Origin of the sequence: Brachybacterium sp. EE-P12, assembly GCF_003711805.1 — a bacterium.
In the GTDB taxonomy this organism is placed as follows: Bacteria; Actinomycetota; Actinomycetes; order Actinomycetales; family Dermabacteraceae; genus Brachybacterium.
On record NZ_QXCP01000005.1, the window covers coordinates 109106 to 135049 of the forward strand.

Here is a 25944-nt window from a genome sequence, read left to right on the forward strand (position 1 = left end):
CGCGCCGCACGGCGAAAGGCACATGCCCGCCCCGTGAGCGTCTGCTCTCACCGCGCCCCGGAAGTCCTCTCGGCTCCGGGGCGCGGTCGCGTGCTGGAGCGGCCCTGAGCGCGTCCCTGTGCGGGGCGTCAGCCGATGCTCGGATCTCAGCCGGTTCCATCCTGAGAGCGGCTGAGAATCACGCATCGCCGGATCCGGAGCCATTCGGCTCGGCGCGGCGGGCGGCGCGGTGTGGCGGGTCAGCCGAGCGAGCTGTGCGGGGCCGGGCGGCGGTCAGCCGAGCGAGCTGCGCGGGGAGGAGTCGTCCGCGCGAGCCGTGAGCACGATCGGTGCCCCGTCGGTGACCTGCAGCGTGTGCTCCGCATGCGCGCCGCGCGAGCCGTCGACCGCAAGCTGCGTCCAGCCGTCGCGCTCGTCGACGACGAGCTCCGAGGTGGTGGGCACCAGGAACGGCTCGACGGTGATCAGCTGACCGGCCACGAGCTCGACGCCGCCGCCGGGGGTGCCGTGGTTGGGGACGAAGGGCGCCTCGTGCATCGTGCGGCCCACGCCGTGGCCGCCGAAGCGGTCGTTGATGGAGTAGCCGAGCGCGGTCGCCTCGTTCATCACCGCGAAGCCGATGTCGCCCACGGTCGCTCCGGCGGTGACCTGGTCGATCCCGGCCCACATCACCTGCTCGGTGTCGCGGATCAGCTGCAGGTCCTCCGCGCGCGGGGTGCCCACGGCGATCGTGAGGCAGGAGTCCGCGACCCAGCCCTCGACCGAGACCGCGAAGTCCAGCGAGAGCAGGTCCCCGTCCGCGAGGATCCGGTCGTAGGGTCGCCCGTGCAGCACGCCCTCGTTCAGGGAGGTGCAGATGACGTGCCCGAAGGGGGAGGCGCCGAAGACGGGGTGGTAGTCGATGTAGCAGCTGGTCGCTCCCGCCTCGCGGATGAGGCGATGCGCCTCGGCGTCGACGTCCAGGAGGTTCCAGCCCACGTCCACGACCTCGCGCAGGTGCGAGAGGACGGAGGCGACGAACTCGCCGGCCGGCCGGGCCTGGGCCAGGGTGGGCAGCTCCTGTGCGGAGCTGCGTCGGCGCCTGCCGAGGATCATCGTGCCTCCTGCCAGGTGACGAGCCGGGCGCCGACCCAGGCGATCATCGGCGCGAAGAGCGCGGCCCCGATCAGGTGGCCGAAGACCACGAGCTCCGGCAGGCCGGTGAAGTACTGGATGTAGCCGATCACTCCCTGGGCGAGCGTCACGATCACCAGCCACCAGGCCGCGGTGCGTGCCTCCCGACGGCCTCCGGTGCGGTGCAGCGCGATCAGCAGCGCGGCGAGCAGGGCCAGGAAGAGATAGACCGCGACGGCGTGGAAGCGTGTGATCAGCACGGGGGAGATCATCAGCCGCGTCACGTCCCCGGCATCGCCCGAGTGGGGGCCGGTGCCGGTGACGAGCGTGCCCAGCACCAGCACGGCGAAGCCCACCACGGCCAGCGGCACGAAGAGGGCGAGGAGCCGGGGCGGTACGGCGAACCGCATGGGGCCGTCGCCGTCGTACAGCCGCACCAGCAGCACCATCGAGACGGCGCCGAGCACGGGGGAGATCAGGAAGTGGGGACTGACGATGCCCGGGTGCAGATCGAACCAGACCACGAACGCGCCGAGCAGCGCCTGCACCCCGGTGCCGATCAGCGGCACCAGGGCGAGCAGGCGGAAGCCGCGGCCCTTGTGGCCGAGCCACCGGTAGGTCACCAGCAGCACGGCGATCGCGAAGATGCTCAGCACCCCCGTCAGGGTGCGGTTCCCGAACTCGACGAACGGGTGGATCCCCGAGGCGAGGGTCAGCTCGGGGGTGAAGTTCCCCGGCTCGCAGTAGGGCCAGCCGGAGCAGCCCAGTCCGCTGCCCGTCAGCCGCACCGCGCCGCCGGAGAGGATGATCCCGATCTGGCTGAGGAGATTGCCCCAGAAGGCGACGGCGGCGAGCCGTGCGCGGCGCTGCGGCCCCCAGCCGGTCAGGCGGCGGTCGGGCAGGGTGGTGATCCGACCGTGGCGCTCGGGGGAGCGAGGATCGGCGAGGGCGGGGCTGGACATGCCTCGAGTCTAGTTTCCGCGGCCGTGCGATGCCTGGACGCGTCCCTCGGATGCGAGGGATCCCCCAGCTGCCGGCCGCCGTCGCGGGAGGCCCCGGAGACGCTGGGTGCTCAGGAGTCCGTCCAGCGGAACCAGCGCACCACGGCGGCGACCCCGGCCGCCGCCCACGCCAGCAGCACCACCGCGGACCCGGCCGTGAACGGGCCGTCGGCGAGGCAGGCGCGCATCAGCTCGCCCAGGGCGCCCGAGGGCAGCAGGTCCGCCAGGCCCCCGAGGATCCGCGGGAAGGAGGCGGTGGGGAACGCCACACCGCCGAGCGCGACCAGGAGGACGAACACGAGGTTCGCGACCGCCAGCACCGCCTCCGTGCGCAGCAGCCCCGCGACCAGGAGTCCGAGCGCGCCGAAGGCCACGGTGCCGATGAGCCAGACCGGCACCAGCGCCATCAGCTCGCCGAGCTCGGGACGCCAGCCGAGGGCCGCGGCGAGCACGCCGAGGACGAGCACCTGCAGCACGTGGGTGATGAGCGTGGCGAGGATCTTCCCTGCCAGATATCCGCCGCGCCCGAGCGGTGTGGTCGCGATCCATCGCAGCACGCCGTTGCGCCGGTCGAAGCCCGTCATGATCGCCTGCGAGGTGAAGGAGGTCGAGATCAGCGCGGTGGCGAGGGTCGCCGCGATCGCGGTCTCGATCGCGGGCACGCCCTCGAGGCGACCGACGGGCAGCAGGCGGAGCCCGATCAGCACCATGGCCGGCAGCACGATCGCGACCATCAGCTGCTCGCCGTTGGACAGCAGCACGCGCGCCTCGAACCCGGCATGGGCGAGGACCCGGCGCAGCGGAGGGGCGGGGCGCGGGCGGTGGTCCGGCCGGGCATTCCGCGCGGCGTCGTCGACCTGCGGAGCCTGCGGGGGCGGGGCGGTCATCGTGCGGCTCCTGCGGTCGGGGCGTCGTCGGTCCGGGCCCCGCGCGCCTCGGCGTCGGGCTCGTGGGGGCCGTCGGACCGGTCGCGGTCCATGAGGTCCAGCAGCACGGCCTCGAGGTCCGCGGCAGCGGCGCTGGAGATCTCCAGGCGCGCGCCGTGCCGTGCGGCGGTCTCGCGCAGCTCCTGCTCGAGAGCGGGGACGGCCTCCGGCGCGACTCCGCTCGCGGTGGCTCGGAGGGTCACCCCGCCGTCGGCCCCGCGGTGCTCGCGGATGACCTCCTGGACGCTGCCCGCGGCGAGGACCCGGCCGCGGGAGATGACCCGCACCGCGTCGGCGAGGCCGACCACGTCGTCCATGAGGTGGGTGGTCAGGACCACCGCGGTGCCGGTGCGCGCGAGACCCCGGACCAGCTCGCGAACCCGGCGCCGGATGGAGGGGTCCATCCCGGCGGTCGGCTCGTCGAGGAAGACCAGGTCGGGACGGCCGATGATCGCCAGCGCCAGGGCGAGGCGCTGGCGCTGCCCCCCGGAGAGGCGACGGACGAGGGTGCGGGCGAACTCGTCGATGCCAAGGTGCTCGGCGACCTCGTCGACGTCCAGCGGGGCGGCGTGGAGGCTCGCCCCGTACCGCAGCAGCTGCATGGCGCCGGCGCCCGAGGCGAGACCGCCGTCCTGGATCATCACGCCCACCCGGGCGCGGTGCTCGGGGCTCGCGCGCCAGGGGTCAGTGCCCAGCACGCGCACCGTGCCGGAGTCAGGGCGCAGCAGGCCTGTCGCGCAGGAGACGGCGGTGGTCTTCCCGGCACCGTTGGGGCCGAGGAGGGCGGTGACCTCGCCGGGCGCGGCGGTCAGGCTCAGGCCGTCCAGGGCGCGCACGGGGCCGTAGGAGAGCGCGAGGTCGCTCGCGACGAGGGCAGGGGAGTGGTCGTCCATGTCCGCCCCATCGTAGGCCGGACCGGCCCCGTCCCCGATGTGACGCTCGCCCCGGAGCGGACGGACGCTCCCGGCGGCGGCGTGCTCAGCGGCCGGTGACGTGCAGCGGGGTGTGGGCCGGATCGACCACCTCCGCGGCGAGCGGTGCCTCGGGGGCGGTGCCGCCGGGGCCCCAGGTGTCGGTCTCGAAGCGGTCGCGGTCGTGGGCCTCCAGCAGCGGCTCGAGCGCGGGGCCGAGCGGCACGATCTGCGTGGGGTTGAGGTCCTCGTGCACGTAGTAGTAGTGGCGCTTGATCTGCACGAAGTCGACGGTGTCGCCGAAGCCCGGGGTCTGGAACAGGTCCTTGGTGTAGTTCCAGAGGTTCGGCATCGTCGCCAGCAGCTGCCGGTTGGCCTTGAAGTGCCCGTGGTAGACGGGGTCGAAGCGGATGAGGGTCGGGAACAGGCGCACGTCCGCTTCGGTGAGAGAGGGGCCCATGAGGTACCGGCTGCGACCCAGACGCTCCTCGAGCTCGTCCAGAGCCTCCCAGAGCAGGCGGTACTCCTGCTCGTAGACCTCCTGGGAGCCGGCGAAGCCGACCTTGTACACGCCGTTGTTCACCCGGTGGAGCATCCATCGGTTCAGGGCGTCGATCTCCTCCCGCCGGTCCTCGGGGTAGAGGTCCGGGGCGCCCTCGCGGTGGAACGCCGTCCACTCGGCCGCGAAGTCCAGGGTGATCTGCTGGAAGTCGTTCGTGACCACCGCCTTCGAGGGCACGTCCACGATCGCCGGGACCGTGATGCCGCGCGGGTAGTCGGCGAAGCGGGCGAAGTAGGCCTGCTGGAGCCGCTCGTAGCCCAGCACGGGGTCCACGCCGCCCTCGTCCAGGTCGAAGGTCCACGAGCGCTTGTCGTGGGTGGGGCCCGGCATGCCGACGGAGAGCGCGTCCTCGAGGCCCAGCAGGCGGCGCGAGATCAGCGTGCGGTTCGCCCACGGGCAGGCGCGTGCGGCGATCAGCCGGTAGCGGCCGGCCTCGACGGGCCAGCCGTCCCGGCCCGCGCGCGTGATGCGGTCGTCGATGTAGTTCATGTCCCGGTCGAAGGCCTTGCCCTCGGCGACGTAGGCACCCCGGGTGGAGTGCTGGGCGGTGTCCGTGCTCTGCTCGTCCATGTCGTTCCCCTTCCGTCGGATGCGTCGACGGGACCATGGTAGTTGAAACTGGAAATATAGGGAAGTCCTGCGCCGCTTCTCGGCTCCGGCAAGGAGATTCCGCAGGTAAGGGCACCCTTCGTGGGCGGGGGCACATGCTCCCGGGAGGTATTTGGAAAGCGTTCTGTTGTAAAATGAATGCGGTCGAGGAGGAGGGAGTGACGATGGCTGAGCAGGATCTCGCGACGAGCCCCGCGCACACCACGCGCGACCGGCTCGTCGAGGCGATCTCCACCCATGGCCCCATCACCGCGCGGCAGCTCGCCGAGCGGTTCGGCCTCACCAGTGCGGCGGTGCGCCGCCACCTCGCGGCCCTCCAGGCCGAGGGGACCATCGCCGAGCACGAGATGCCCGTGGCCCATCGCGGTCGCGGTCGGCCGAGCAAGACCTTCGTGCTGTCCCCGTCGGCGCACGAGGAGCTCGCCGGCGGCTACGACGAGCTCGCGGTGCTGGCCGTCGACGAGCTCGCCCGCCGCGGCGGGGACGAGGCGGTCACGGCGCTCGCCGAGCGCCGGATCGCCGACTGGGAGCGGAAGCTCGCCGAGCGCGTCGCCGAGACCGAGGCGCGCACGGGGGAGGGCGTGACCGCCGCAGGCCGGCTCGAGCTGCTCGCGCAGCTGCTGACCGAACGCGGCTACGCCACCACGGTCCGGCCCCTGCACGTGCCCCTGCCGGCCACGCGCAGGGACGGGTCGCCCGGCCCCCGCAGCCTCGTCACCGCACAGCTGTGCCACGGCCGCTGCCCCGTCCTGGACGTCGCGGCGGACCACTCGGAGCTGTGCGAGGCCGAGACCCGCGTCATCTCCCGCATCATCGGGGCCCCCGTCCAGCGCCTGGCGACCCTGGCGCAGGGGGCTCATGCCTGCACGACCCACATTCCGCTCACCGAGGGAAGGACACCATGACGAGCGCACCCGAGAAGCTCTCACAGGACGAGATCATCGATTCGATCGGCAACTACGCCTTCGGATGGCACGACGAGGACTCGGCCGGTGCCAGCGCGCGCCGCGGCCTGTCCGAGGACGTCGTGCGGGACATCTCCGCACGCAAGGACGAGCCGGAGTGGATGCTCGAGCGTCGCCTCAAGGCGCTGAGGCTCTTCGAGAAGAAGCCGCTGCCCACCTGGGGCCCGGACCTCTCCGGAATCGCCTTCGACGACATCAAGTACTTCGTCCGCTCCACCGAGAAGCAGGTCACCGACTGGAACGACCTGCCCGAGGACATCAAGGAGACCTACGACCGCCTCGGCATCCCCGAGGCCGAGAAGCAGCGTCTCGTCGCCGGCGTCGCGGCGCAGTACGAGTCCGAGGTCGTCTACCACCAGATCCGCGAGGACCTGGAGGAGCAGGGCGTCGTCTTCCTGGACACCGACACCGCGCTCAAGGAGCACCCGGAGCTGTTCAAGGAGTACTTCGGCACCGTCATCCCCTCGGGGGACAACAAGTTCTCCGCGCTGAACACCGCCGTGTGGTCCGGCGGCTCCTTCGTCTACGTCCCCAAGGGCGTGCACGTCGAGATCCCGCTGCAGGCCTACTTCCGGATCAACACCGAGAACATGGGCCAGTTCGAGCGCACGCTGATCATCGCGGACGAGGGCTCCTACGTGCACTACGTCGAGGGCTGCACCGCGCCGATCTACCAGTCCGACTCGCTGCACAGCGCCGTCGTCGAGATCATCGTGAAGAAGGACGCCCGCGTCCGCTACACGACCATCCAGAACTGGTCGAACAACGTCTACAACCTGGTCACCAAGCGCACCACCGTCGAGCAGGGCGGCGTCATGGAGTGGGTCGACGGCAACATCGGCTCCAAGGTCACCATGAAGTACCCGGCCGTGTGGCTGATGGGCGAGCACGCCCGCGGGGAGACGCTCTCCGTCGCCTTCGCCGGCGAGGGCCAGAACCAGGACACCGGCTCGAAGATGGTGCACATGGCGCCGCACACCTCGAGCTCGATCGTCTCGAAGTCGGTCTCGCGCAGCGGCGGCCGCAGCTCCTACCGGGGCCTGGTCCAGGTCATGCCCGGTGCGGAGCACTCCGGCTCGACCGTGCTGTGCGACGCGCTGCTGGTCGACCAGATCTCGCGCACCGACACCTACCCCTATGTCGACGTGCGCGTCGACGACGTCCAGATGGGCCATGAGGCCACCGTCTCGAAGGTCTCCGAGGAGCAGCTCTTCTACCTGATGAGCCGCGGCATGGAGGAGACCGAGGCGATGGCGATGATCGTGCGCGGCTTCATCGAGCCCATCGCGCGCGAGCTCCCGATGGAGTACGCCCTCGAGCTGAACCGCCTGATCGAGCTGCAGATGGAAGGAGCAGTCGGCTGATGACGACCACTGATGTGAAGGGTGCCGAGAGCGCCGGGGACCCGAGCGCGAACGAGGCGGTGGGCCACGCCGCCGGCGCCGCGCCCGTCGCCGCCGGTGCCGCCCTCGAGGGGGCGGACACCGCTGCCGCGCCGGAGCTGGAGGAGGAGAACCTGAGCCTCCCCGGCCAGGAGGTCTCCGCCGCCCATGCCGCGCTGAACCGCGGTGCGCGCCTGCGCTCCTTCGAGGTCGCCGAGCACGCCGTGCCCAAGAGCGACATCGAGGAATGGCGCTTCACCCCGCTGCGCCGCTTCTCCGCCCTCTTCGAGGACGCCCCGACCGACGACCGCGAGGGCGACCCCGCCGTCGACTACCAGGTCAGCGTGCCCGAGGGGGCCCCGGCGCCGACGACCCTCGCGATCGGCGAGGCTCCCCGCGGCACGGTGCTGGTCCCCGAGGACCTCCCGACCGCGATCGCCTCCGCCCGCACCGAGCAGGCGCTGCACCTGGTGGCGTCGAAGAACACCGACTACGACGCCCCGTTCCGGGTGGACGTCGTCGGGCGCGGTGCGGACCGTCGCGCCAACGCTCACCTCGTGCTCGAGGCGGAGGAGTCCTCCTCGTCCATCGTCGTGCTGAACCACACCGGCTCTGCGCAGTACGCGCAGGACGTCGAGATCATCGTCGGCGACAACGCGCGGATGACGGTCATCACCGTCCACGACTGGGACGACGACGCCGTGCACATCGCCCAGCACCACGCCCGCGTGGGCCGCGACGCACGGCTCAAGCACGTGGCCGTCACGCTCGGCGGCAGCGCCGTGCGGCTGAACGCGATCGGCGAGTACGCCGCCCCCGGCGGCGAGATCGAGAAGCTGGGCCTCTACTTCTCCGACGAGGGCCAGTTCTTCGAGAACCGGCTGTTCATCGACCACAGCGCCCCGAACTGCACCTCCAACGTCGCCTACAAGGGCGCGCTGCAGGGCAAGGGGGCACGCTCCGTGTGGGTCGGCGACGTGCTGATCCGCAAGGAGGCCGAGGGCACCAACACCTACGAGCTCAACCGCAACCTGGTGCTCACCGAGGGTGCTCGCGCCGACTCGGTGCCGAACCTGGAGATCGAGACGGGCGAGATCGAGGGCGCGGGCCATGCGGCGGCGACCGGTCGTTTCGACGACGAGCAGCTGTTCTACCTGCGCGCCCGCGGCATCCCGGAGATCGAGGCCCGACGGCTCGTGGTGCGCGGCTTCTTCGCCGAGATCATCCAGCAGATCGACGTGCCCGAGGTGCGCGAGCGCCTCTCGGCGGCGATCGAGGACGAGCTCGCACGGAGCATGAACTGATGTCGGACGCCTTCGTCCCCGTCGCCGCCCTCGCCGACCTCGACCCCGGCGAGGCGATCGACGTGGTCGCCGGCGGGATCGAGATCGCGCTGGTGCGCGACGAGGACGGCGGCGTCCACGCGCTCGAGGACGTCTGCTCGCACGACGAGATCGCGCTGAGCGACGGCGACGTCGAGGGCTGCACCATCGAGTGCTGGAAGCACGGCAGCCAGTTCGACCTGGTCACCGGTCGTCCCCTGCAGCTCCCGGCCGTCCTGCCCGTGCGGGTCTTCCCCGTGCGCATCGACGAGAGCAGCGGCGAGATCCTCGTGGACCCGACCGCGGCCCCCGCCACCTGACCGCGCGGGCGTCGGTCCCGATGCCCGCCCCGACCCCCATTCATCCACCAGCTTCCTGGTCAAGGAGTACCACCTATGTCGATCCTGGAGATCAAGAACCTCCACGCCACCGTCGAGACCCCTGAGGGCACCAAGGAGATCCTCAAGGGCGTCGACCTCACCATCAAGGGCGGCGAGACCCACGCGATCATGGGCCCCAACGGCTCGGGCAAGTCGACCCTCGCCTACGCCATCGCCGGCCACCCCAAGTACGAGATCACCGGCGGCGAGGTCCTCCTCGACGGCGAGGACGTGCTCGAGATGAGCGTCGACGAGCGCGCCCGCGCCGGCCTCTTCCTCGCGATGCAGTACCCCGTCGAGGTCCCCGGCGTGACCGTCTCGAACTTCCTGCGCACCGCCAAGACCGCGATTGACGGCGAGGCGCCGTCGCTGCGCACCTGGGTCAAGGACGTCAAGGGCGCGATGGACGATCTGAAGATGGATCCCGTCTTCGCCGAGCGCAACGTCAACGAGGGCTTCTCCGGCGGCGAGAAGAAGCGCCACGAGATCCTGCAGATGCAGCTGCTGAAGCCCTCCATCGCGGTGCTCGACGAGACCGACTCCGGCCTCGACGTGGACGCGCTGCGCGTGGTCTCCGAGGGCGTCAACCGCGCCAAGGAGAACACCGAGGTGGGCATCATGCTGATCACCCACTACACCCGCATCCTGCAGTACGTGAAGCCGGACTTCGTCCACGTCTTCGTCAACGGCCGCGTCGCCGAGCAGGGCGGTCCCGAGCTCGCCGAGCGCCTCGAGGCCGAGGGCTACGACCGCTACCTCGTCGGCGCCTGACGCCCGTGGACGCTCCGTCCCGGCCCGTCTGGGACGGAGCGTCCAGCCCCTCACCCGCGGGCTGCGGCCCGCACCCCTTCCGGGAGGACACCATGACCGACCAGCAGACCCCGGCCTCGACCGTGAGCGCCGAGGACGTCACCGAGGCGATGAAGGACGTGATCGATCCCGAGCTCGGGATCAACGTCGTCGACCTCGGCCTCGTCTACGGGGTCACCGTCGAGGACGGCAACGCCGTGATCGACATGACCCTGACCTCCGCCGCCTGCCCGCTCACGGACGTGCTCGAGGAGCAGACCTTCGCGGTGCTGGATCCCATCACCGAGACGCACCGCATCAACTGGGTGTGGATGCCGCCGTGGGGCATGGAGAAGATCACCGAGGACGGCCGCGAACAGCTGCGCGCCATCGGCTTCAACCTCTGATCAGCTGAACGGCCCGGACCGGAGCTCCGTCGCCCGGCCGCACCATGTGCCCACCCGTGCTTCTCGCGCGGGTGGGCACGTGCGCGTCCGAGGGCACGCGCGGGCGGGTCAGCCGATCACGGCGGCGGCGTCGGCGAGCTCGAGCCCGTGGGCCTCGGCGGTGCCCTCGTGGGTGAGCGCGCCCTCGTGGGTGTGCAGCCCCTTCGCGAGCGCCCCGTCAGCGCGCAGGGCATCGCGCCAGCCCGCGGAGGCGAGCTTCAGCACGTAGGGGAGCGTCGCGTTGTTCAGCGCCGCGGTGGCTGTGACCGGGACGGAGCCGGGCATGTTCGCCACGCAGTAGTACACCGCCTCGTGTACGGAGAAGGTCGGGGCGTCGTGCGTCGTCGGGCGCGAGTTCTCGAAGCAGCCTCCCTGGTCGATCGCGACGTCGACGAGCACCGAGCCCGGCTTCATCCGGGCGACCATCTCATCGGTGACGAGCTTCGGCGCACGCCTGCCGGGGATCAGCACGGAGCCGACCACGACGTCGGCCCGCTCGATCTGCGCGGCGAGGTCGAGGGTCGTCGAGTAGCGGGTCAGGATCCCGCCGTGGTGCATCGTCGCGATCTGCCCGAGGCGCGTGACGTCCACGTCCATCACGGTGACGTTCGCATGCAGCCCGTGGGCCATCATCGCCGCCTGCTCGCCGACGACGCCGCCCCCGAGCACCAGCACGTTCGCCTCCGAGGTGCCGGGCACCCCGCCCATCAGCACCCCGGCGCCGCCCAGGGGCGCCATCAGGTGGTAGGCGCCGACCTGTGCGGCGAGACGACCGGCGATCGCGCTCATCGGCGCCAGCAGCGGCAGCGAGCGGTCCGGGAGCTGCACCGTCTCGTAGGCGATCGAGGTGGTGCCCGAGGCGAGCAGCGCCTCGGCGAGCTCCCGGTCCGCGGCCAGGTGCAGGTAGGTGAACAGGATCTGCCCTGCGCGCAGGCGCCCGTGCTCCTCCGGCAGGGGCTCCTTGACCTTCACGATCATCTCGGCCTGTTCCCAGACCTCGTCGGCGGTGGGCAGGATCCTCGCACCGGCTGCGACGTAGTCCTCGTCCGTCACGCGAGACCCGAGGCCGGCCCCGGTCTCGACGACGACCTCGTGGCCCCGCGCCACCAGCTCGTGCACGCCGGCGGCGCCCAGGCCCACCCGGTTCTCGTTGTTCTTGACCTCGCGGGGCACCCCGATGCGCATGTCCAGCCTCTCTGCCGTGCTCGTGTGGCCGCGGTCACGGCCACCTCCCCAGGATGGCACCTCGGCGCCGATGTGCGGGAGGGGCCCGCTGTGGTGCGCGGCACCGTGGCCGGGAATCGGCGGGACCTCGTCCCGCACCCGCCCTAGACTCGATCCGGCCCTCCTCCGGGCCCACCCCGTCGAACAGGAGCATCTCCCGTGATCACCGTGCACGACCTCGCCATCCGTGTCGGCGCGCGGCTGCTCATGGGCGGAGTCTCCTTCCAGGTCACCCCCGGCGACCGGATCGGGCTGGTGGGTCGCAACGGAGCCGGCAAGACCACCCTGACCAAGGTGCTCTCCGGGACCCTGGATCCGAGCGAGGGCAGCGTGGAGGTGACCGGAGAGCTCGGCTACCTCCCGCAGGACACCCACAGCGGCGAGGACACCGAGCCGGTGCTGGCCCGCATCCTCTCGGCCCGCGGTCTGGACGGGATCCTGAGGAAGCTGCGCCGTGCCGAGGAGGAGATGGGGGACATGTCCCTCAGCGAGGCCCGGCGCGAGAAGGCGATGAACCGCTACCCGCGCCTGGAGGCCGAGCTCGACGCCGCCGGCGGCTACGCGGCCGAGGCCGAGGCCAAGCGCATGGCCGCGAACCTGGGACTGCCGAACCGTCTGCTCGAGCAGGAGCTCGGCACCCTCTCCGGCGGCCAGCGCCGCCGCGTCGAGCTCGCCCGGATCCTCTTCTCCCAGGCCTCCACGATGATCCTCGACGAGCCGACGAACCACCTCGACCACGACTCGATCGTGTGGCTGCGCGAGTACCTGATGAGCTACCGCGGCGGCCTGATCGTCATCAGCCACGACGTCGAGCTCGTCGAACAGGTCGTGAACAAGGTCTTCTACCTCGACGCGAACCGGTCCGCCATCGACATCTACAACATGGGCTGGAAGCAGTACCTGCGCCAGCGCGAGGACGACGAGAAGCGCCGCAGGCGCGAGCGCGCGAACGCCGAGAAGAAGGCCGGTCAGCTCACCGCCCAGGCCGAGAAGATGCGCGCGAAGGCCACCAAGGCAGTGGCGGCCCAGAACATGCTGCGTCGCGCCGAGCGGATGCTCGACGGCGTCGAGGGGGAGCGGCAGACCGATCGCGTCGCCTCGCTGCGCTTCCCGAAGCCCGCCCCCTGCGGGAAGACCCCGCTGATGGCCGAGGACCTCTCGAAGTCCTACGGCAGCCTCGAGATCTTCACCGGTGTGGACCTCGCGATCGACCGCGGCTCGCGCGTGGTGATCATCGGCCTGAACGGCGCGGGCAAGACTACCCTGCTGCGCATCCTCGGGGGAGTCGACGAGCCGGACACCGGCCGCATCCTGCCCGGGCACGGGCTGCGGATCGGCTACTACGCCCAGGAGCACGAGACCCTCGACCTCGACCGCACGGTGCTCGAGAACATGATGACCGCGGCCTACGAGCTGCCCGAGGTCGAGGCCCGCAAGATCCTCGGCTCCTTCCTGTTCACGGGCGACGACGTGCACAAGCCCGCGCGTGTCCTCTCCGGCGGGGAGAAGACCCGCCTCGCCCTCGCCGCCCTCGTCGTCTCGAGCGCCAACGTGCTGCTGCTGGACGAGCCGACGAACAACCTCGACCCTGCCAGCCGCGAGGAGATCCTCGGGGCGCTGGCGAACTTCGAGGGCGCGGTCGTGCTGGTCTCCCACGACCCCGGAGCGGTCGCGGCCCTGGACCCCGAGCGGGTGCTCATGATGCCCGACGCCGTCGAGGACCTCTGGAACGCCGAGTACCAGGAGCTCATCGAACTCGCCTGAGGCGGGTCCGGGGCCGCTGGCGCCGCCCGTCCCGCACCGGAGGTCCGCGGGCCGGGCCCGGTGCACGGCCTCCCACCCCTCGGCCTCCGGACGCTGTACCGTCGGCTACAGCGTCCGTCCACTGTGAAGGGGTCTCCGTGTTCGTCGTGTCCTACTCCGGTCGTCCCGGCCACGGCCGCAAGGCCGGCGATCCCGTCCCCGCGCTGCTCGCCGCGCTCGAGGGGATCGACCTGCCGCTGCCGCCGGAGCGCACCGTCGGCCCCCAGGCGCTCGCGATCGCGGACCGGGCCGAGACCGCGCTCGAGCTCGTGCTGCGCGGCGTCGAGGCCGGACCGCTCGCGATCGGTCTCGGGATCGGGGCGCTCGAGCGACCGGTGCCCGCCGGGGTGCGGGAGATCGCGGGCCCTGCGTCGCAGGCCGCCGAGTCCGCCCTCGCCGCGGCCGTCACCACCTCTCAGGTCTCGCTCGCGGTGCGCGCGTCCGATCCGCGCCATGCGGACACCGCCGCTGACGTCGAGGCGGTGCTGCGTCTGATCGGCTGGATGATCCGCGCCCGCAGTCGGGGTCAGTGGCAGGCCGTGCACGAGCTGCGCGCCGACCCGACCGCCACCCAGGCCCGCCTCGCCGAACGTCTCGGCGTGACCCAGCAGACCGTCTCCCGCGCCGTGAAGACCAGCGGGTGGCGCGAGGAGAGCGCCGCCCACCCGCTCGCCGTGCGTCTGCTGAGCATGATCGACCTCACGTCCGCCCGCTGAGTCCCTCCCGGCCCCCGGGCGGGCGGGACGGTGCGCGCTATCCTGGGCCTCGCCCCGACACCGACCGAGGAGACCCATGGCGACGACGAACGACCTCAAGAACGGAATGGTGCTGGTCATCGACCGGCAGCTGTGGAGCGTGGTCGAGTTCCAGCACGTCAAGCCCGGCAAGGGCCCGGCCTTCGTGCGCACCAAGCTGAAGAACGTCATGTCCGGCAAGGGCGTGGACAAGACCTTCAACGCCGGCGTCAAGGTCGAGACCGCCACCGTGGACCGTCGCGACATGCAGTACTCCTACCTCGACGGCGACATGTACGTCTTCATGGACACCTCGAACTGGGAGCAGACCAGCCTCACCGAGGAGGTCGTGGGCGACGCGAAGGACTTCATGGTCGAGGGCCAGGACGTCGTCATCGCCTTCCACGAGGGCAACGCCCTCTTCGTCGAGCTGCCCGCCTCCGTGGTGCTCGAGATCGAGTTCACCGAGCCGGGACTGCAGGGCGACCGCTCCAGCGGCGGCACCAAGCCGGCCCGCCTGACCACCGGCCGCGAGATCCAGGTCCCGCTGTTCCTGAACGAGGGCGACAGCGTCAAGGTCGACACCCGCAGCGGCGACTACCTCGAGCGCGTCAAGTGACCTCAGCTCCCGATGAGCGCGGCGAGGAGCGGCCCGCGCCGCGCCCCACCGGCCTGCCCCTCCCCACCCGGGAGGGGGCCGAGGTCCAGCTCGAACGCACGGTCCCGGCCGCCGCGGACCGCCTCCACGGCCGCACCCGCGAACGCATCCGCGCGCTCGACGTGCTGTTCGAGGCCGATGCCAAGCAGGCCGACGTCCTCGACGTGCTCGCCGAGCGGCTGCGCCGCACGGCCGCGCAGACCCCGCTGCCCGAGCGCTCCCGCGCCCTGGTCGAGCTCTACGCCCCGCACGCCGTCGACATCGACGAGGACCTCGCCACCCACTCCCGCGACTGGCCCCTGCACCGCATGCCCGCCGTGGACCGCGCCATCCTGCGCCTGGGCGCCGCCGAGGTGCTGCACGGGGAGGAGCCCGCCGCCCGCGGCGCGATCATCGGCGAGTACACGAAGATCGCCGAGGTCCTCTCCACCGACGACTCCCCGCGCTTCGTCAACGGGCTGCTGCAGCGGCTCGTGGACGTGCGCGGGCTGCTGGGCTGACCGGGCGCCACGGCCCGCCCCGCGGCGCCGACCCCGCCGTCCCGTCCGAGGGGCGGGCAGGCGGGGGTCGGCGCGCACCCGCCGACTAGACTCGGCATCGCTCGCACGAGCACCTGACCCTTTAACGACACGTCCTGTGAGGCGTGGAAGGGAGAATCCCCGCATGACCAGCAACGACCCTGCCCTGGGGGCCGGAGCCGAGCGCTCCCGGGTCCTCGGCCCCGAGGAGATCCGGCGTGCGCTGACCCGCATCGCCCACGAGATCCTCGAGAGCGACCACGGTGCCGAGGACCTCGTCCTGCTCGGCATCCCGCACCGCGGCGTCCCGCTCGCCCGGCGCCTCGCCGAGCTCATCGCCCGCGCCGAGGGGCGGAACGAGGGCGGTGACCTCGACTCCCTCCACGGTGCGCTGGACATCACGATGTACCGCGACGACCTGCGGCACAATCCCACGCGCGCACCGAGCCCCACCCGCATCCCGCCGGCCGGGATCGACGGCCGCACCGTCGTGCTCGTCGACGACGTGCTGTACTCCGGCCGCACCGTCCGCGCCGCCCTCGACGCGCTCAGCGCCATCGGCCGCCCGGCCGCCGTGCGCCTGGCCGTGCTCGTGGACCGCGGGCACCGGGAGCTGCCGATCCGCGCCGACCACGTCGGCAAGAACCTCCCCACCTCGCGCAGCGAGCGGGTGCACGTCCAGCTCGCCGAGACCGACGGCACGGACGCGGTCGACATCGTCCGCCCCGCCCCGGCCGGGGAGGCGCGCGCATGAGGCACTTCATCTCGATCGCGGACCTGCGCCGCGAGGAGGCCCTCGAGGTCCTCGCCACCGCCGAGCACATGGCCCAGACCCAGTCCCGGGCGATCCGCAAGCTGCCGACCCTCGTCGGCACCACCGTCGTGAACCTCTTCTTCGAGGACTCCACGCGCACCCGGATCAGCTTCGAGGCCGCCGCCAAGCGGCTCTCCGCCGACGTCATCAACTTCTCCGCCAAGGGCTCGAGCATCTCCAAGGGCGAGTCCCTCAAGGACACCGCCCTCACCCTCCAGGCGATGGGCGCCGACGCGGTCGTGGTGCGCTCGGGCTCCGCGGGCGCCGCCCACCTGCTCGCCCACGCCGGCTGGATCGACCAGCCCATCGTCAACGCGGGCGACGGCGCGCACGAGCACCCCACCCAGGCGATGCTCGACGCCTTCACGATGCGGCGCCACCTGCGGCCCGGAGATCCGCACGCGGACCTGGACGGGCTGCACGTGGTGATCGTCGGCGACGTGCTCCACTCGCGCGTGGCCCGGTCCAACGTGCTGCTGCTGACCCTGCTCGGCGCCCGCGTCACCCTCGTCGCCCCGCCCGCGCTCGTGCCCGTCGGCGCGACCGGCTGGCCCTGCGAGATCTCCTACGACCTCGACGAGGCCCTCGCCGCCGGACCCGACGCGGTGATGATGCTGCGGGTCCAGCACGAGCGGATGATCGGGGGCGGCTTCTTCCCGACGGCAGGGGAGTACTCCCGCCGCTACGGGCTGAGCGCCGCGCGCGCCGCCTCGCTGCCCGCGCACACCATCGTCATGCATCCCGGCCCGATGAACCGCGGCTTCGAGATCGCCGGTTCGGTCGCCGACTCCCCGCGCAGCGTCATCGTCGAGCAGGTCGCCTCCGGCGTGTTCGTGCGCATGGCCGTGCTCTACCATCTGCTCGCCACCGACGCCCGGGAGGCCCCCCGTGAGAACTGAGCCCGTCACCTCCGACGCCCGGACAGAGCCCCCCGCCCCGCTGCTGATCCGCGGCGGCCGCCCCTACGGCGAGGGCGTCCAGGACGTCCTCGTCCGGGACGGACGCATCGCCGCGATCGGCGCCGACCTCGAGGCCCCGGCGGACGCCGAGGTCATCGACGCCGAGGGCTGCATCGTCCTGCCCGGCCTCGTCGACCTCCACACCCATCTGCGCGAGCCCGGCGGGGAGGAGGCCGAGACCGTCGAGACCGGCACCCGCGCCGCCGCCCGCGGCGGCTTCACCGCCGTGCACGCGATGGCCAACACGACCCCCGTCGCGGACACCGCCGGCGTGGTCGAGCAGGTGGCGCTGCGCGGCGACAGCGCCGGCTGGTGCGCCGTGCGCCCCGTCGGCGCGGTCACCGTGGGCCTCGCGGGCGAGCGGCTCGCCGAGCTCGACGCGATGGCGAACTCCCGCGCCCGCGTGCGCGTCTTCAGCGACGACGGGAAGTGCGTGCACGACCCCGTGCTGATGCGCCGTGCGCTCGAGTACGTGAAGTCCTTCGACGGCGTCATCGCCCAGCACGCCCAGGACCCGCGCCTCACCGACGGCGCGCAGATGCACGAGGGCCTCGTCTCCGCGGAGCTCGGGCTCGCGGGCTGGCCGGCGGTGGCCGAGGAGTCGATCATCGCGCGCGACGTGCTGCTCGCCCAGCACGTCGGCTCCCGCCTGCACGTGTGCCACCTGTCCACCGCCGGCAGCGTCGACATCGTGCGCTGGGCCAAGCAGCGCGGCATCGCGGTCACCGCGGAGGTCACGCCCCACCACCTGCTGCTGACCGACGAGAACGTGCGCCAGTTCGACGCCGTGTTCAAGGTGAACCCGCCGCTGCGCACCGCCGCGGACGTCGAGGCCGTGCGCGAGGGGCTGGCCGACGGGACGATCGACATCGTCGCCACCGACCACGCCCCCCATCCCGCCGACGCCAAGGACCGCGAGTGGGATCAGGCCGCGATGGGCATGACCGGGCTCGAGACCGCGCTCAGCCTGGTCCAGTCCACGATGGTCGACCCGGGGCGGATCAGCTGGCGGGACGTCGCCCGGGTGCTCTCGGAGGCACCGGCCCGGATCGGGCGCGACGAGGACCAGGGACGCCCGCTCGCCGTGGGGGAGCCCGCCCACCTGCTGGTGTGGGACCCGCGCCCCGTGCGGGTGAGCGACCCCTCCGAGCACGCCTCCCAGGGACGCAACTCGCCCTTCGCGGGCCTCGAGCTGCCCGGCGCGAACCGCCTCACGCTGCTCGCGGGCCGAGCCACCGTGCGCGACGGCGCGGTGGTGGAGAGGTGAGCGACCGGCTCGTCCCCGTCCTGCTCCTGGTCCTGCTGTTCCTGCTCGCCCTCGGCGCCATGGCCTGGGGCTGGCGACGCCGCGGCCGTCGCCAGCAGGACCTGCCCGAGCTGCCGCAGCCGATCGCCGGCGGCAAGGCCCTCGAGATCTCCGCCGATCCGCTGCGCGCCCGCGGCGTCTACGTCTCGACCACGCTCGCCGAGCAGCCGCTCGAGCGCGTCGTCGCCCGCGGGCTCGGCGCCCGCAGCCGGGCCTGGATCACCGAGGCCGCGGACGCGGGCCGTCCCGTGCTGCTCGTGGATCGCGAGGGAGCGCCCTCGTTCCTGATCCCCCTGGCCGACGTGCGCTCCCTCCACACCGCCCCCGGCATGGCCGGGAAGTGGGTCGGCGGCGACGGCCTGCTCGTCGTCCGCTGGCGGCTGGGGGAGACCCTGCTGGACTCCGGGTTCCGACTCGACCGGGCGGAGGACCAGGCCCGCTTCCTCGACCTCCCGCCGTGCGCCCCGCCCCGCACCGGCCCCGCCCCGACCACCACCCCGCCCGACTCCACGGCCCCCGAGGCCCGGAAGGAGCATCCATGACCGCCCCCGCCACCCCCCGGCCCTCGGCCCGAGCGCGCCGCGAGCGCGCGCTGCTGATCCTCGAGGACGGCACCGTGCTGCGCGGCTCCGCCTACGGCGCCCGCGGCGCCCGCTTCGGCGAGGTCGTCTTCACCACCGGCATGACCGGCTACCAGGAGACCCTCTCGGACCCCTCCTACGCCGGGCAGATCGTCGTGCAGACCGCCCCGCACATCGGCAACACCGGCGCGAACGACGAGGACATGGAGTCCCGCCGCGTGTGGGTGCGCGGCTATGCCGTGCGCGACGCGAGCCGCATCGCCTCCTCGTACCGTGCCGAGCAGTCCCTCGACGACCTGCTGATCAGCAGCGACGTCGTCGGGATCAGCGACATCGACACGCGCATGCTCACCCGTCGGCTGCGCGAGAACGGCTCCGCCCGCGGCGGCGTCTTCTCCGGCGAGGCCCTCGAGGCCTCGGAGGAGGAGCTGCTCGCCCAGGTCCGCTCGCAGCCGGAGATGACCGGCGCGAGCTTCGTCGAGGAGGTCACGATCGCCCAGCCGGTCGTCCTCGAGCCGGAGGGAGAGGCCGTGGCGACCGTCGCCGCCGTCGACCTCGGCATCAAGGGCGCCTCCCCGCGCAGCATGCTCGCCCGCGGCCTGCGCGTGCACCTCCTGCCCGCGACGACCTCCCTCGAGGACCTCCTCGCGATCGGGCCCGACGCCGTGTTCTTCTCCAACGGGCCCGGCGACCCCGCCGCCGCGACCGCGCAGATCGAGCTGCTGCGCGGCGTGCTCGACGCCGGCATCCCCTTCTTCGGGATCTGCTTCGGCAACCAGCTGCTGGGCCGCGCCCTCGGCTTCGACACCTACAAGCTGAAGTTCGGCCACCGCGGCATCAACCAGCCCGTCCAGGACCGCGAGACGGGCCAGGTCGCGATCACCGCCCACAACCACGGCTTCGCCGTGGACGTGCCGCTCGAGGGCGAGCACATCGCCCCGCACGACGGCGGCCGCTACGGCCGCGTCGTCGTCTCCCACGTCGGCCTGAACGACGACGTGGTCGAGGGGCTGCGCTGCCTGGACCGCCCCGCCTACTCCGTCCAGTACCACCCCGAGGCGGCCGGCGGCCCCCACGACGCCTCGCCCCTCTTCGACCGACTGGTGGAGCTCGCCGTCGCGCACCGCGCCGGCTCCGCCGACAAGGAGTCCTGATGCCTCGCCGTACCGATATCTCCTCCGTCCTGGTCATCGGCTCCGGGCCGATCGTCATCGGCCAGGCCGCCGAGTTCGACTACTCCGGCACCCAGGCCTGCCGCGTCCTGCGCGAGGAGGGCCTGCGCGTCATCCTCGTGAACTCGAACCCGGCCACGATCATGACCGACCCCGAGATCGCCGACGCGACCTACATCGAGCCCATCGACCCGGACATCATCCGCTCGATCATCGCCGCCGAGCGGCCCGACGCCCTGCTGCCCACCCTCGGCGGGCAGACCGCGCTGAACGCCGCGATCGCCCTGGCCGAGAACGGCACCCTCGAGGAGTTCGGCGTCGAGATGATCGGCGCGAACCTCGAGGCGATCCACAAGGCCGAGGACCGCCAGCAGTTCAAGGACGTGGTCGAGCGCGTGGGCGGCGAGTCCGCCCGCTCCCGCATCTGCCACACCATGGACGAGCTGCTCGAGGCCGCCGACGAGCTCGGCTACCCGATGGTGGTGCGCCCGAGCTTCACCATGGGCGGGCTCGGCTCCGGCATGGCCTACGACGAGGCGGACCTGCGCCGCATCGGCGGGGACGGCCTGCACTACTCGCCGACCTCCGAGGTCCTGCTCGAGGAGTCGATCCTGGGCTGGAAGGAGTTCGAGCTCGAGCTCATGCGCGACGGCGCCGACAACTGCGTCGTGATCTGCTCGATCGAGAACGTCGACCCCGTCGGCGTGCACACCGGCGACTCCGTCACCGTCGCCCCCGCCCTCACCCTCACCGACGTCGAGCTGCAGAAGATGCGCGACCTCGGCATCGCGATCATCCGCGAGGTCGGCGTCGACACCGGCGGCTGCAACGTCCAGTTCGCCACCCACCCCGAGACCGGCCGGATCGTCGTGATCGAGATGAACCCGCGCGTCTCCCGCTCCTCGGCCCTGGCATCGAAGGCCACCGGCTTCCCGATCGCGAAGATCGCCGCGCGCGTCGCGATCGGCTACACCCTCGACGAGATCCGCAACGACATCACCGGCACCACCCCGGCGAGCTTCGAGCCGGCGCTGGACTACGTCGTGGTGAAGGTGCCCCGCTTCGCCTTCGAGAAGTTCCCGGCCGCGGACCCGACCCTGACCACCACGATGAAGAGCGTCGGCGAGGCGATGGCCCTGGGCCGCAACTTCACCGAGGCCCTCGGCAAGGCGCAGCGCTCGATCGACGCGAAGGGCGCGGCGCTCGACTACCGCGGCACCCCGCCCACCGCCGCCGAGGCCGCCGAGATGCTCGAGGCGGTGCGCGTGCCCACCGCCGAGCGTCTCGTGACGATCGCGAGGATCCTGTGGGCGGCCGCGGAAGGCGTCCTCGACGTCGCCGAGACCCTCGACCGGCTCATCGAGGCCACCGCGATCGACCGCTGGTTCCTCGACCAGATGCTCCTGGTCGCCGAGCTCGCCGCGGAGATCCGCGCGAGCGACGTGCTCGACGCGGAGCTGCTGGGCCTCGCCAAGCGCCACGGCCTCTCCGACGAGCAGATCGGAGCGCTCACCGGGCGCAGCGGCGACGTCGTCAAGGGCGTGCGCGAGGCGCTCGGCATCAACCCCGTGTTCAAGACCGTGGACACCTGCGCGGCAGAGTTCGCCTCCCGCACCCCGTACCACTACTCGACCTACGACCAGGAGACCGAGATCGAGCCCCGCGAGAAGCCCGCGGTGCTGATCCTCGGCTCGGGCCCCAACCGCATCGGCCAGGGCATCGAGTTCGACTACTCCTGCGTCCACGCCGCGCTCGCCCTGGCCGACGCGGAGCTGCCCGGCGGCGGCTACGAGACGATCATGGTCAACTGCAACCCCGAGACCGTCTCGACCGACTACGACATCGCCGACCGGCTCTACTTCGAGCCGCTCACCTTCGAGGACGTCGTCGAGGTGTACGAGGCGGAGAAGGCGGCCGGCCCCGTCGCGGGCGTCATCGTCCAGCTCGGCGGCCAGACCCCGCTCTCCCTCGCGCGGCGGCTCGAGGCGGAGGGGCTGCCGATCATCGGCACCAGCCCCGCCGCGATCGACAACGCCGAGGACCGCGGCCACTTCGGCGCCGTCCTCGCCGAGGCCGATCTGCCGGCCCCGCCCTACGGCACGGCCTGGGCGCTCGGCGACGCGATCGAGGTCGCCGCCGAGGTCGGCTACCCGGTCCTGGTGCGCCCCAGCTACGTCCTCGGCGGGCGCGGCATGGAGATCGTCTTCGACGAGGCGGGCCTGATCGACTACGTCGGCCGCAACCTGCCCGACGGCGGCCGGGCCGACGCCCCGATCCTCATCGACAGCTTCCTGGACACGGCGATCGAGATCGACGTGGACGCCCTGTACGACGGGGAGGAGCTCTACCTCGCCGGCGTCATGGAGCACATCGAGGAGGCCGGGATCCACTCCGGCGACTCCGCCTGCACCCTCCCGCCGGTGACCCTCGGCGCCCCGGTCCTCGAGCGGATCCGCAGCTCGACCCTCGCGATCGCGGAGGGCGTGGGCGTGCGCGGCCTGCTCAACGTCCAGTACGCCCTCTCCCACGGCGTGCTGTACGTGCTCGAGGCCAACCCCCGCGCCTCGCGCACCGTGCCCTTCGTCGCCAAGGCCACGGGCGTGCCGCTCGCCCAGGCGGCGGCGCTGCTCATGGCGGGCACCTCGATCGCGGACCTGCGCCGCGGCGGTGTCCTGCCCACGGCCGGGGACGGCTCCGACCTGCCCGAGGACGGCCCGATCGCGGTGAAGGAGGCGGTGCTGCCCTTCACGCGCTTCCGCACCCACGAGGGTCGCGTCGTGGACTCGGTGCTCGGCCCCGAGATGCGCTCGACGGGCGAGGTGATGGGCATGGACTCGACCTTCCCCCTCGCCTTCGCGAAGTCCCAGCTGGCGATCTCCGGCCAGGGGCTCCCGACCGCCGGCACGGCCTTCGTCTCGGTCTCCGACCGCGACAAGCGCTCCCTGCCGCTGCCGGTCGCGCGCCTGGCCGCGCTCGGCTTCGAGATCCTCACGACCGCCGGCACCGGGAAGGTGCTGGGCCGCTACGGCATCCCCTGCCGCGTGCTGCGCAAGGCCTCCCAGCCGGGGGACGAGCCGAGCGTCATCGAGCTCATCGAGGCCGGCGAGGTCGACCTGGTGCTGAACACGCCCTCGGGCTCGGACGCCCGGGTGGACGGCTACGCGATCCGCGCGGCCGCGACCAGCATCGGCGTCCCGATGATCACGACGCTGCAGGAGTTCCAGGCCGCGGTCCAGGCGATCGAGGCGCGGCCCGTGGAGCCCTTCGAGGTCAGCAGCATCCAGGCCCACACCGCCCGCCTGCGCGCCGAGCGCCTCGCCGGGGCCTCCGCATGAGCACGCCGCCGGTGCCCTTCGGCCGGCGCCTGCGCGAGGAGGTCGCCGCCCGCGGCCGCCTCGTCGCCGGCGTCGACCCGCACGCCGCGCTGCTGGAGTCCTGGGGGCTCGAGGACGGCCCGGAGGGGCTGCGCGCCTTCTCCCGCACCGTGCTCGAGGCGGTCACGGGGCAGGTCGCAGCGATCAAGCCGCAGTCGGCGTTCTTCGAGCGCCACGGGAGCGCGGGGGTGGCGGTGCTCGAGGAGCTGCTGGCCGCCGCCCGCGCCGCCGGCGTCCTCACGATCCTCGACGTCAAGCGGGGCGACATCGGCTCGACGATGACCGCCTACGCACAGGCGCACCTGCTGCCCGGGGCGCCGCTCGAGGCCGACGCGATCACCGTCAGCCCCTATCTCGGCACCGGCTCGCTCGACCCCGCGACCGAGCTCGCGCGACAGCACGGCAAGGGCCTGTTCCTGCTCGCCCTGACCTCCAACCCCGACGGACCGCAGGTCCAGCACGCGCGCACCGCGCGCGACACGCCGGTGGCGCTCGAGATCGCGCGACACGCCGAGAGGGCCGGAGCGGCGGCGCCGGGGGAGTGGTCGAGCATCGGACTCGTCGTCGGGGCGACCGTCGGGGACGCCTACCGCCGCCTCGGCCTGGACGCCGCGGCCCCCTCCGCGCCCCTGCTCGCGCCGGGGGTCGGGGCCCAGGGCGCAGGGCCTGCGGAGATCACCGACGTCTTCGGTGAACGTGCAGGTCAGGTGCTTGTCTCGGTCTCCCGCGGACTGCTCTCGGCAGGTCCCGACCTCGGTGCTCTGCGCGAGGGCGCGAGCGAGCTCGCCGCGGCGCACCGCTGAGCTCCCCGGCCCCCTCCGGAGCGGGGCCCCGGATCGACCCCGACGGGGCGGGTCCGGGGCCCCGAAAGGCATCGGACCTGGGACTTAGCGTGTCAAAAGTGCCCTCTGCCACGAATATGGGGTTACGCTCTTCCCACACCGGGCTCTTCCCGGACCCGCACGTCAACCGCGACAGAACAAGAGGTAAGAACAGTGGCTCTCCCTCCCCTCACCCCTGAGCAGCGGGCCGAGGCCCTGAAGAAGGCCGCCGAGGCTCGTCGCGAGCGCGCGGCCATCAAGGCCCGCCTGAAGGACAGCGCCGGCCACCGCGGCGAGGAGATCAAGAAGGTCCTCGAGGAGGCCGAGACCAACGAGGTCGTCGGCCGCCTGCGCGTCTCCGCCCTGCTCGAGGCCCTGCCGGGCGTCGGCAAGGTCAAGGCCCAGCAGATCATGGAGGAGATCGGCATCTCGCCCTCCCGCAAGATCCGCGGCCTCGGCTCGCACCAGGCGGAGAAGCTCGTCGCCCACTTCTCCGAGTGAGCCCTGATCCCTCCACCGGGGCCGGTGCCGCACAGGCGCCGGCCCCGGTCACGGTCCTGGCAGGTCCCACCGCCGTGGGCAAGGGGACGGTCTCCGCGGCGATCCGCGCCCGCTACCCGCAGATCTGGCTGTCCGTCTCGGCGACCACCCGGGCACCGCGCCCCGGCGAGATCGACGGGGTGCACTACCGCTTCGTGAGCGAGGAGGACTTCTCGCGCCTGGTCGAGGACGGCCAGATGCTCGAGTGGGCCGTGGTCCACGGCCGCAACAAGTACGGCACTCCGCGCGGCCCCGTCGAGGAGAAGGTCGCCGAGGGCCGCCCCGTGCTGCTCGAGATCGACCTCGCCGGCGCCCGCCAGGTGCGCGAGACGCTCCCGGGCGCACGCTTCGTCTTCCTCGCCCCGCCGGACTGGGACACGCTCGTGCACCGCCTGGTGGGACGCGGCACCGAGGACGAGGAGGAGCGCGAGCGACGCCTCGCCACCGCCCGCGTCGAGCTCGCCGCGGAGGGCGAGTTCGACGTCACCATCGTCAACGACTCGGTGGACCGCGCCGCCGACGAGCTCGCCCGCCTGCTCGGCGTGCGCGACCTCACCTGACCCCCTCGCTCCAGCGCTCGCCGCCGCCTGCGGCGTGGCGTATCCTGGAGCGTCGCACGCCGTCACTCAGGAAGGGACATCCGTGGCCGGAACAGTCGCACAGCCCGAAGGCATCACGAACCCCCCGATCGACCGTCTCCTGGAGACCGTCGACTCGAAGTACGCCCTGGTGCTGTACGCCTCCCAGCGGGCCCGCCAGATCAACGCGTACTACTCGCAGCTCTCCGAGGGCCTGCTCGAGTTCGTCGGTCCCCTCGTCGACGTCGAGAACCAGGAGAAGCCGCTCTCGATCGCGCTGCGCGAGATCGACGAGGGCCTCCTGACCGTCCGCGAGATCGACGAGGAGGAGTACGCCGCGCAGAACGAGCCGGACCCCAACGCCCCGGCCCCTCTGCTGCTCGGCGACGACGCCCCCGAGGTCCCGCCGACCGACTTCCCGCTCTGATCCCGGCCCTCGCCGGCCGTCGCACGGAG

At 72.4% G+C, this 25944-nt stretch carries 26 protein-coding genes; 20 read left to right on the top strand and 6 right to left on the bottom strand.

The features are described 5' to 3' along the window. Window positions 1-273 precede the first annotated feature (273 nt). From map to D1648_RS08075, 5 genes are all read right to left on the bottom strand, one after another. Entirely contained in the window at window positions 274-1095 is an 822-nt protein-coding gene (map, locus tag D1648_RS08055; protein ID WP_122940513.1) for a type I methionyl aminopeptidase, read from the bottom strand. Continuing rightward, window positions 1092-2075, bottom strand: coding sequence for a heme A synthase (locus D1648_RS08060; RefSeq protein WP_122940516.1), 984 nt, complete (start codon window positions 2073-2075; stop codon window positions 1092-1094). The genes map and D1648_RS08060 overlap by 4 nt, the downstream gene beginning before the upstream one ends. Before the next feature lie 110 nt (window positions 2076-2185). Next, window positions 2186-3001 carry an ABC transporter permease gene (locus D1648_RS08065; protein WP_122940518.1) on the bottom strand — a complete coding sequence of 272 codons (816 nt, stop codon included), beginning with the start codon at window positions 2999-3001 and terminating at the stop codon, window positions 2186-2188. After that, a complete protein-coding gene (locus D1648_RS08070) occupies window positions 2998-3933 on the bottom strand; it encodes an ABC transporter ATP-binding protein (protein WP_122940520.1) in 936 nt (311 codons plus the stop codon). Before D1648_RS08070 ends, D1648_RS08065 begins: the two co-directional genes overlap by 4 nt. Window positions 3934-4018: 85 nt before the next feature. Beyond that, window positions 4019-5083 (bottom strand): glutathione S-transferase family protein, encoded by a 1065-nt coding sequence (locus D1648_RS08075; RefSeq protein ID WP_122940522.1) that lies wholly within the window; start codon window positions 5081-5083, stop codon window positions 4019-4021. A gap of 203 nt (window positions 5084-5286) precedes the next feature. Here D1648_RS08075 and D1648_RS08080 point away from each other — a divergent pair, with 203 nt between their 5' ends. The 6 genes from D1648_RS08080 to D1648_RS08105 all read left to right on the top strand — a co-directional run bounded on the left by D1648_RS08080 (window position 5287) and on the right by D1648_RS08105 (window position 10367). Then, a complete protein-coding gene (locus tag D1648_RS08080) occupies window positions 5287-6027 on the top strand; it encodes a metalloregulator ArsR/SmtB family transcription factor (protein ID WP_122941080.1) in 741 nt (246 codons plus the stop codon). Further along, window positions 6024-7451 (top strand): Fe-S cluster assembly protein SufB, encoded by a 1428-nt coding sequence (gene sufB, locus D1648_RS08085; RefSeq protein WP_122940524.1) that lies wholly within the window; start codon window positions 6024-6026, stop codon window positions 7449-7451. Before D1648_RS08080 ends, sufB begins: the two co-directional genes overlap by 4 nt. Continuing rightward, on the top strand, window positions 7451-8773 hold the full coding sequence (gene sufD, locus D1648_RS08090; protein ID WP_122940527.1) for a Fe-S cluster assembly protein SufD: 1323 nt from the start codon (window positions 7451-7453) through the stop codon (window positions 8771-8773). Before sufB ends, sufD begins: the two co-directional genes overlap by 1 nt. Further along, window positions 8773-9111, top strand: a complete 339-nt coding sequence (locus D1648_RS08095; RefSeq protein WP_122940529.1) for a non-heme iron oxygenase ferredoxin subunit — start codon at window positions 8773-8775, stop codon at window positions 9109-9111. Before sufD ends, D1648_RS08095 begins: the two co-directional genes overlap by 1 nt. Before the next feature lie 75 nt (window positions 9112-9186). Continuing rightward, window positions 9187-9942 (top strand): Fe-S cluster assembly ATPase SufC, encoded by a 756-nt coding sequence (sufC, locus tag D1648_RS08100; protein ID WP_122940531.1) that lies wholly within the window; start codon window positions 9187-9189, stop codon window positions 9940-9942. A gap of 92 nt (window positions 9943-10034) precedes the next feature. Next, window positions 10035-10367, top strand: a complete 333-nt coding sequence (locus D1648_RS08105) for a metal-sulfur cluster assembly factor (protein WP_010550637.1) — start codon at window positions 10035-10037, stop codon at window positions 10365-10367. A 108-nt stretch (window positions 10368-10475) separates the two neighbouring features. On the opposite strand, the gene ald is transcribed toward D1648_RS08105, so the two are convergent. After that, complete coding sequence (gene ald / locus D1648_RS08110) at window positions 10476-11591, bottom strand: alanine dehydrogenase (RefSeq protein ID WP_122940533.1); 1116 nt, start codon at window positions 11589-11591, stop codon at window positions 10476-10478. Window positions 11592-11789: 198 nt separating this feature from the next. On the opposite strand from ald, the gene D1648_RS08115 reads away from it, so the two are divergent. The 14 genes from D1648_RS08115 to rpoZ all read left to right on the top strand — a co-directional run bounded on the left by D1648_RS08115 (window position 11790) and on the right by rpoZ (window position 25915). Beyond that, window positions 11790-13394 carry an ABC-F family ATP-binding cassette domain-containing protein gene (locus D1648_RS08115; protein WP_122940535.1) on the top strand — a complete coding sequence of 535 codons (1605 nt, stop codon included), beginning with the start codon at window positions 11790-11792 and terminating at the stop codon, window positions 13392-13394. A gap of 137 nt (window positions 13395-13531) precedes the next feature. Continuing rightward, window positions 13532-14149: a helix-turn-helix domain-containing protein gene (locus D1648_RS08120; protein ID WP_122940537.1), complete on the top strand. Its 618-nt coding sequence runs from the start codon at window positions 13532-13534 to the stop codon at window positions 14147-14149. 76 nt (window positions 14150-14225) lie between these two features. Then, the gene (efp, locus tag D1648_RS08125; protein WP_122940539.1) at window positions 14226-14786 is read left to right on the top strand and encodes an elongation factor P; all 561 of its coding nucleotides are present in this window, start codon (window positions 14226-14228) and stop codon (window positions 14784-14786) included. Next, on the top strand, window positions 14783-15325 hold the full coding sequence (gene nusB / locus D1648_RS08130; RefSeq protein WP_122940541.1) for a transcription antitermination factor NusB: 543 nt from the start codon (window positions 14783-14785) through the stop codon (window positions 15323-15325). Before efp ends, nusB begins: the two co-directional genes overlap by 4 nt. Window positions 15326-15488: 163 nt before the next feature. Next, the gene (gene pyrR / locus D1648_RS08135) at window positions 15489-16097 is read left to right on the top strand and encodes a bifunctional pyr operon transcriptional regulator/uracil phosphoribosyltransferase PyrR (protein WP_122940543.1); all 609 of its coding nucleotides are present in this window, start codon (window positions 15489-15491) and stop codon (window positions 16095-16097) included. Further along, the gene (locus D1648_RS08140; RefSeq protein WP_122940545.1) at window positions 16094-17056 is read left to right on the top strand and encodes an aspartate carbamoyltransferase catalytic subunit; all 963 of its coding nucleotides are present in this window, start codon (window positions 16094-16096) and stop codon (window positions 17054-17056) included. Before pyrR ends, D1648_RS08140 begins: the two co-directional genes overlap by 4 nt. Next, on the top strand, window positions 17046-18383 hold the full coding sequence (locus D1648_RS08145) for a dihydroorotase (protein WP_122940547.1): 1338 nt from the start codon (window positions 17046-17048) through the stop codon (window positions 18381-18383). Before D1648_RS08140 ends, D1648_RS08145 begins: the two co-directional genes overlap by 11 nt. Beyond that, window positions 18380-18964, top strand: a complete 585-nt coding sequence (locus D1648_RS08150) for a hypothetical protein (protein WP_206424791.1) — start codon at window positions 18380-18382, stop codon at window positions 18962-18964. Before D1648_RS08145 ends, D1648_RS08150 begins: the two co-directional genes overlap by 4 nt. After that, window positions 18961-20157: a glutamine-hydrolyzing carbamoyl-phosphate synthase small subunit gene (carA, locus tag D1648_RS08155; RefSeq protein ID WP_122940550.1), complete on the top strand. Its 1197-nt coding sequence runs from the start codon at window positions 18961-18963 to the stop codon at window positions 20155-20157. The genes D1648_RS08150 and carA overlap by 4 nt, the downstream gene beginning before the upstream one ends. Then, window positions 20157-23510, top strand: coding sequence for a carbamoyl-phosphate synthase large subunit (gene carB / locus D1648_RS08160; RefSeq protein WP_122940552.1), 3354 nt, complete (start codon window positions 20157-20159; stop codon window positions 23508-23510). The genes carA and carB overlap by 1 nt, the downstream gene beginning before the upstream one ends. After that, the gene (pyrF, locus tag D1648_RS08165) at window positions 23507-24352 is read left to right on the top strand and encodes an orotidine-5'-phosphate decarboxylase (RefSeq protein ID WP_122940554.1); all 846 of its coding nucleotides are present in this window, start codon (window positions 23507-23509) and stop codon (window positions 24350-24352) included. The genes carB and pyrF overlap by 4 nt, the downstream gene beginning before the upstream one ends. Window positions 24353-24544: 192 nt before the next feature. Then, window positions 24545-24871, top strand: coding sequence for an integration host factor, actinobacterial type (gene mihF, locus D1648_RS08170; RefSeq protein ID WP_122940556.1), 327 nt, complete (start codon window positions 24545-24547; stop codon window positions 24869-24871). Continuing rightward, complete coding sequence (gene gmk / locus D1648_RS08175) at window positions 24868-25470, top strand: guanylate kinase (protein WP_122940558.1); 603 nt, start codon at window positions 24868-24870, stop codon at window positions 25468-25470. The genes mihF and gmk overlap by 4 nt, the downstream gene beginning before the upstream one ends. A gap of 82 nt (window positions 25471-25552) precedes the next feature. Beyond that, window positions 25553-25915: a DNA-directed RNA polymerase subunit omega gene (gene rpoZ, locus D1648_RS08180; protein ID WP_010550656.1), complete on the top strand. Its 363-nt coding sequence runs from the start codon at window positions 25553-25555 to the stop codon at window positions 25913-25915. Window positions 25916-25944 lie beyond the last annotated feature (29 nt).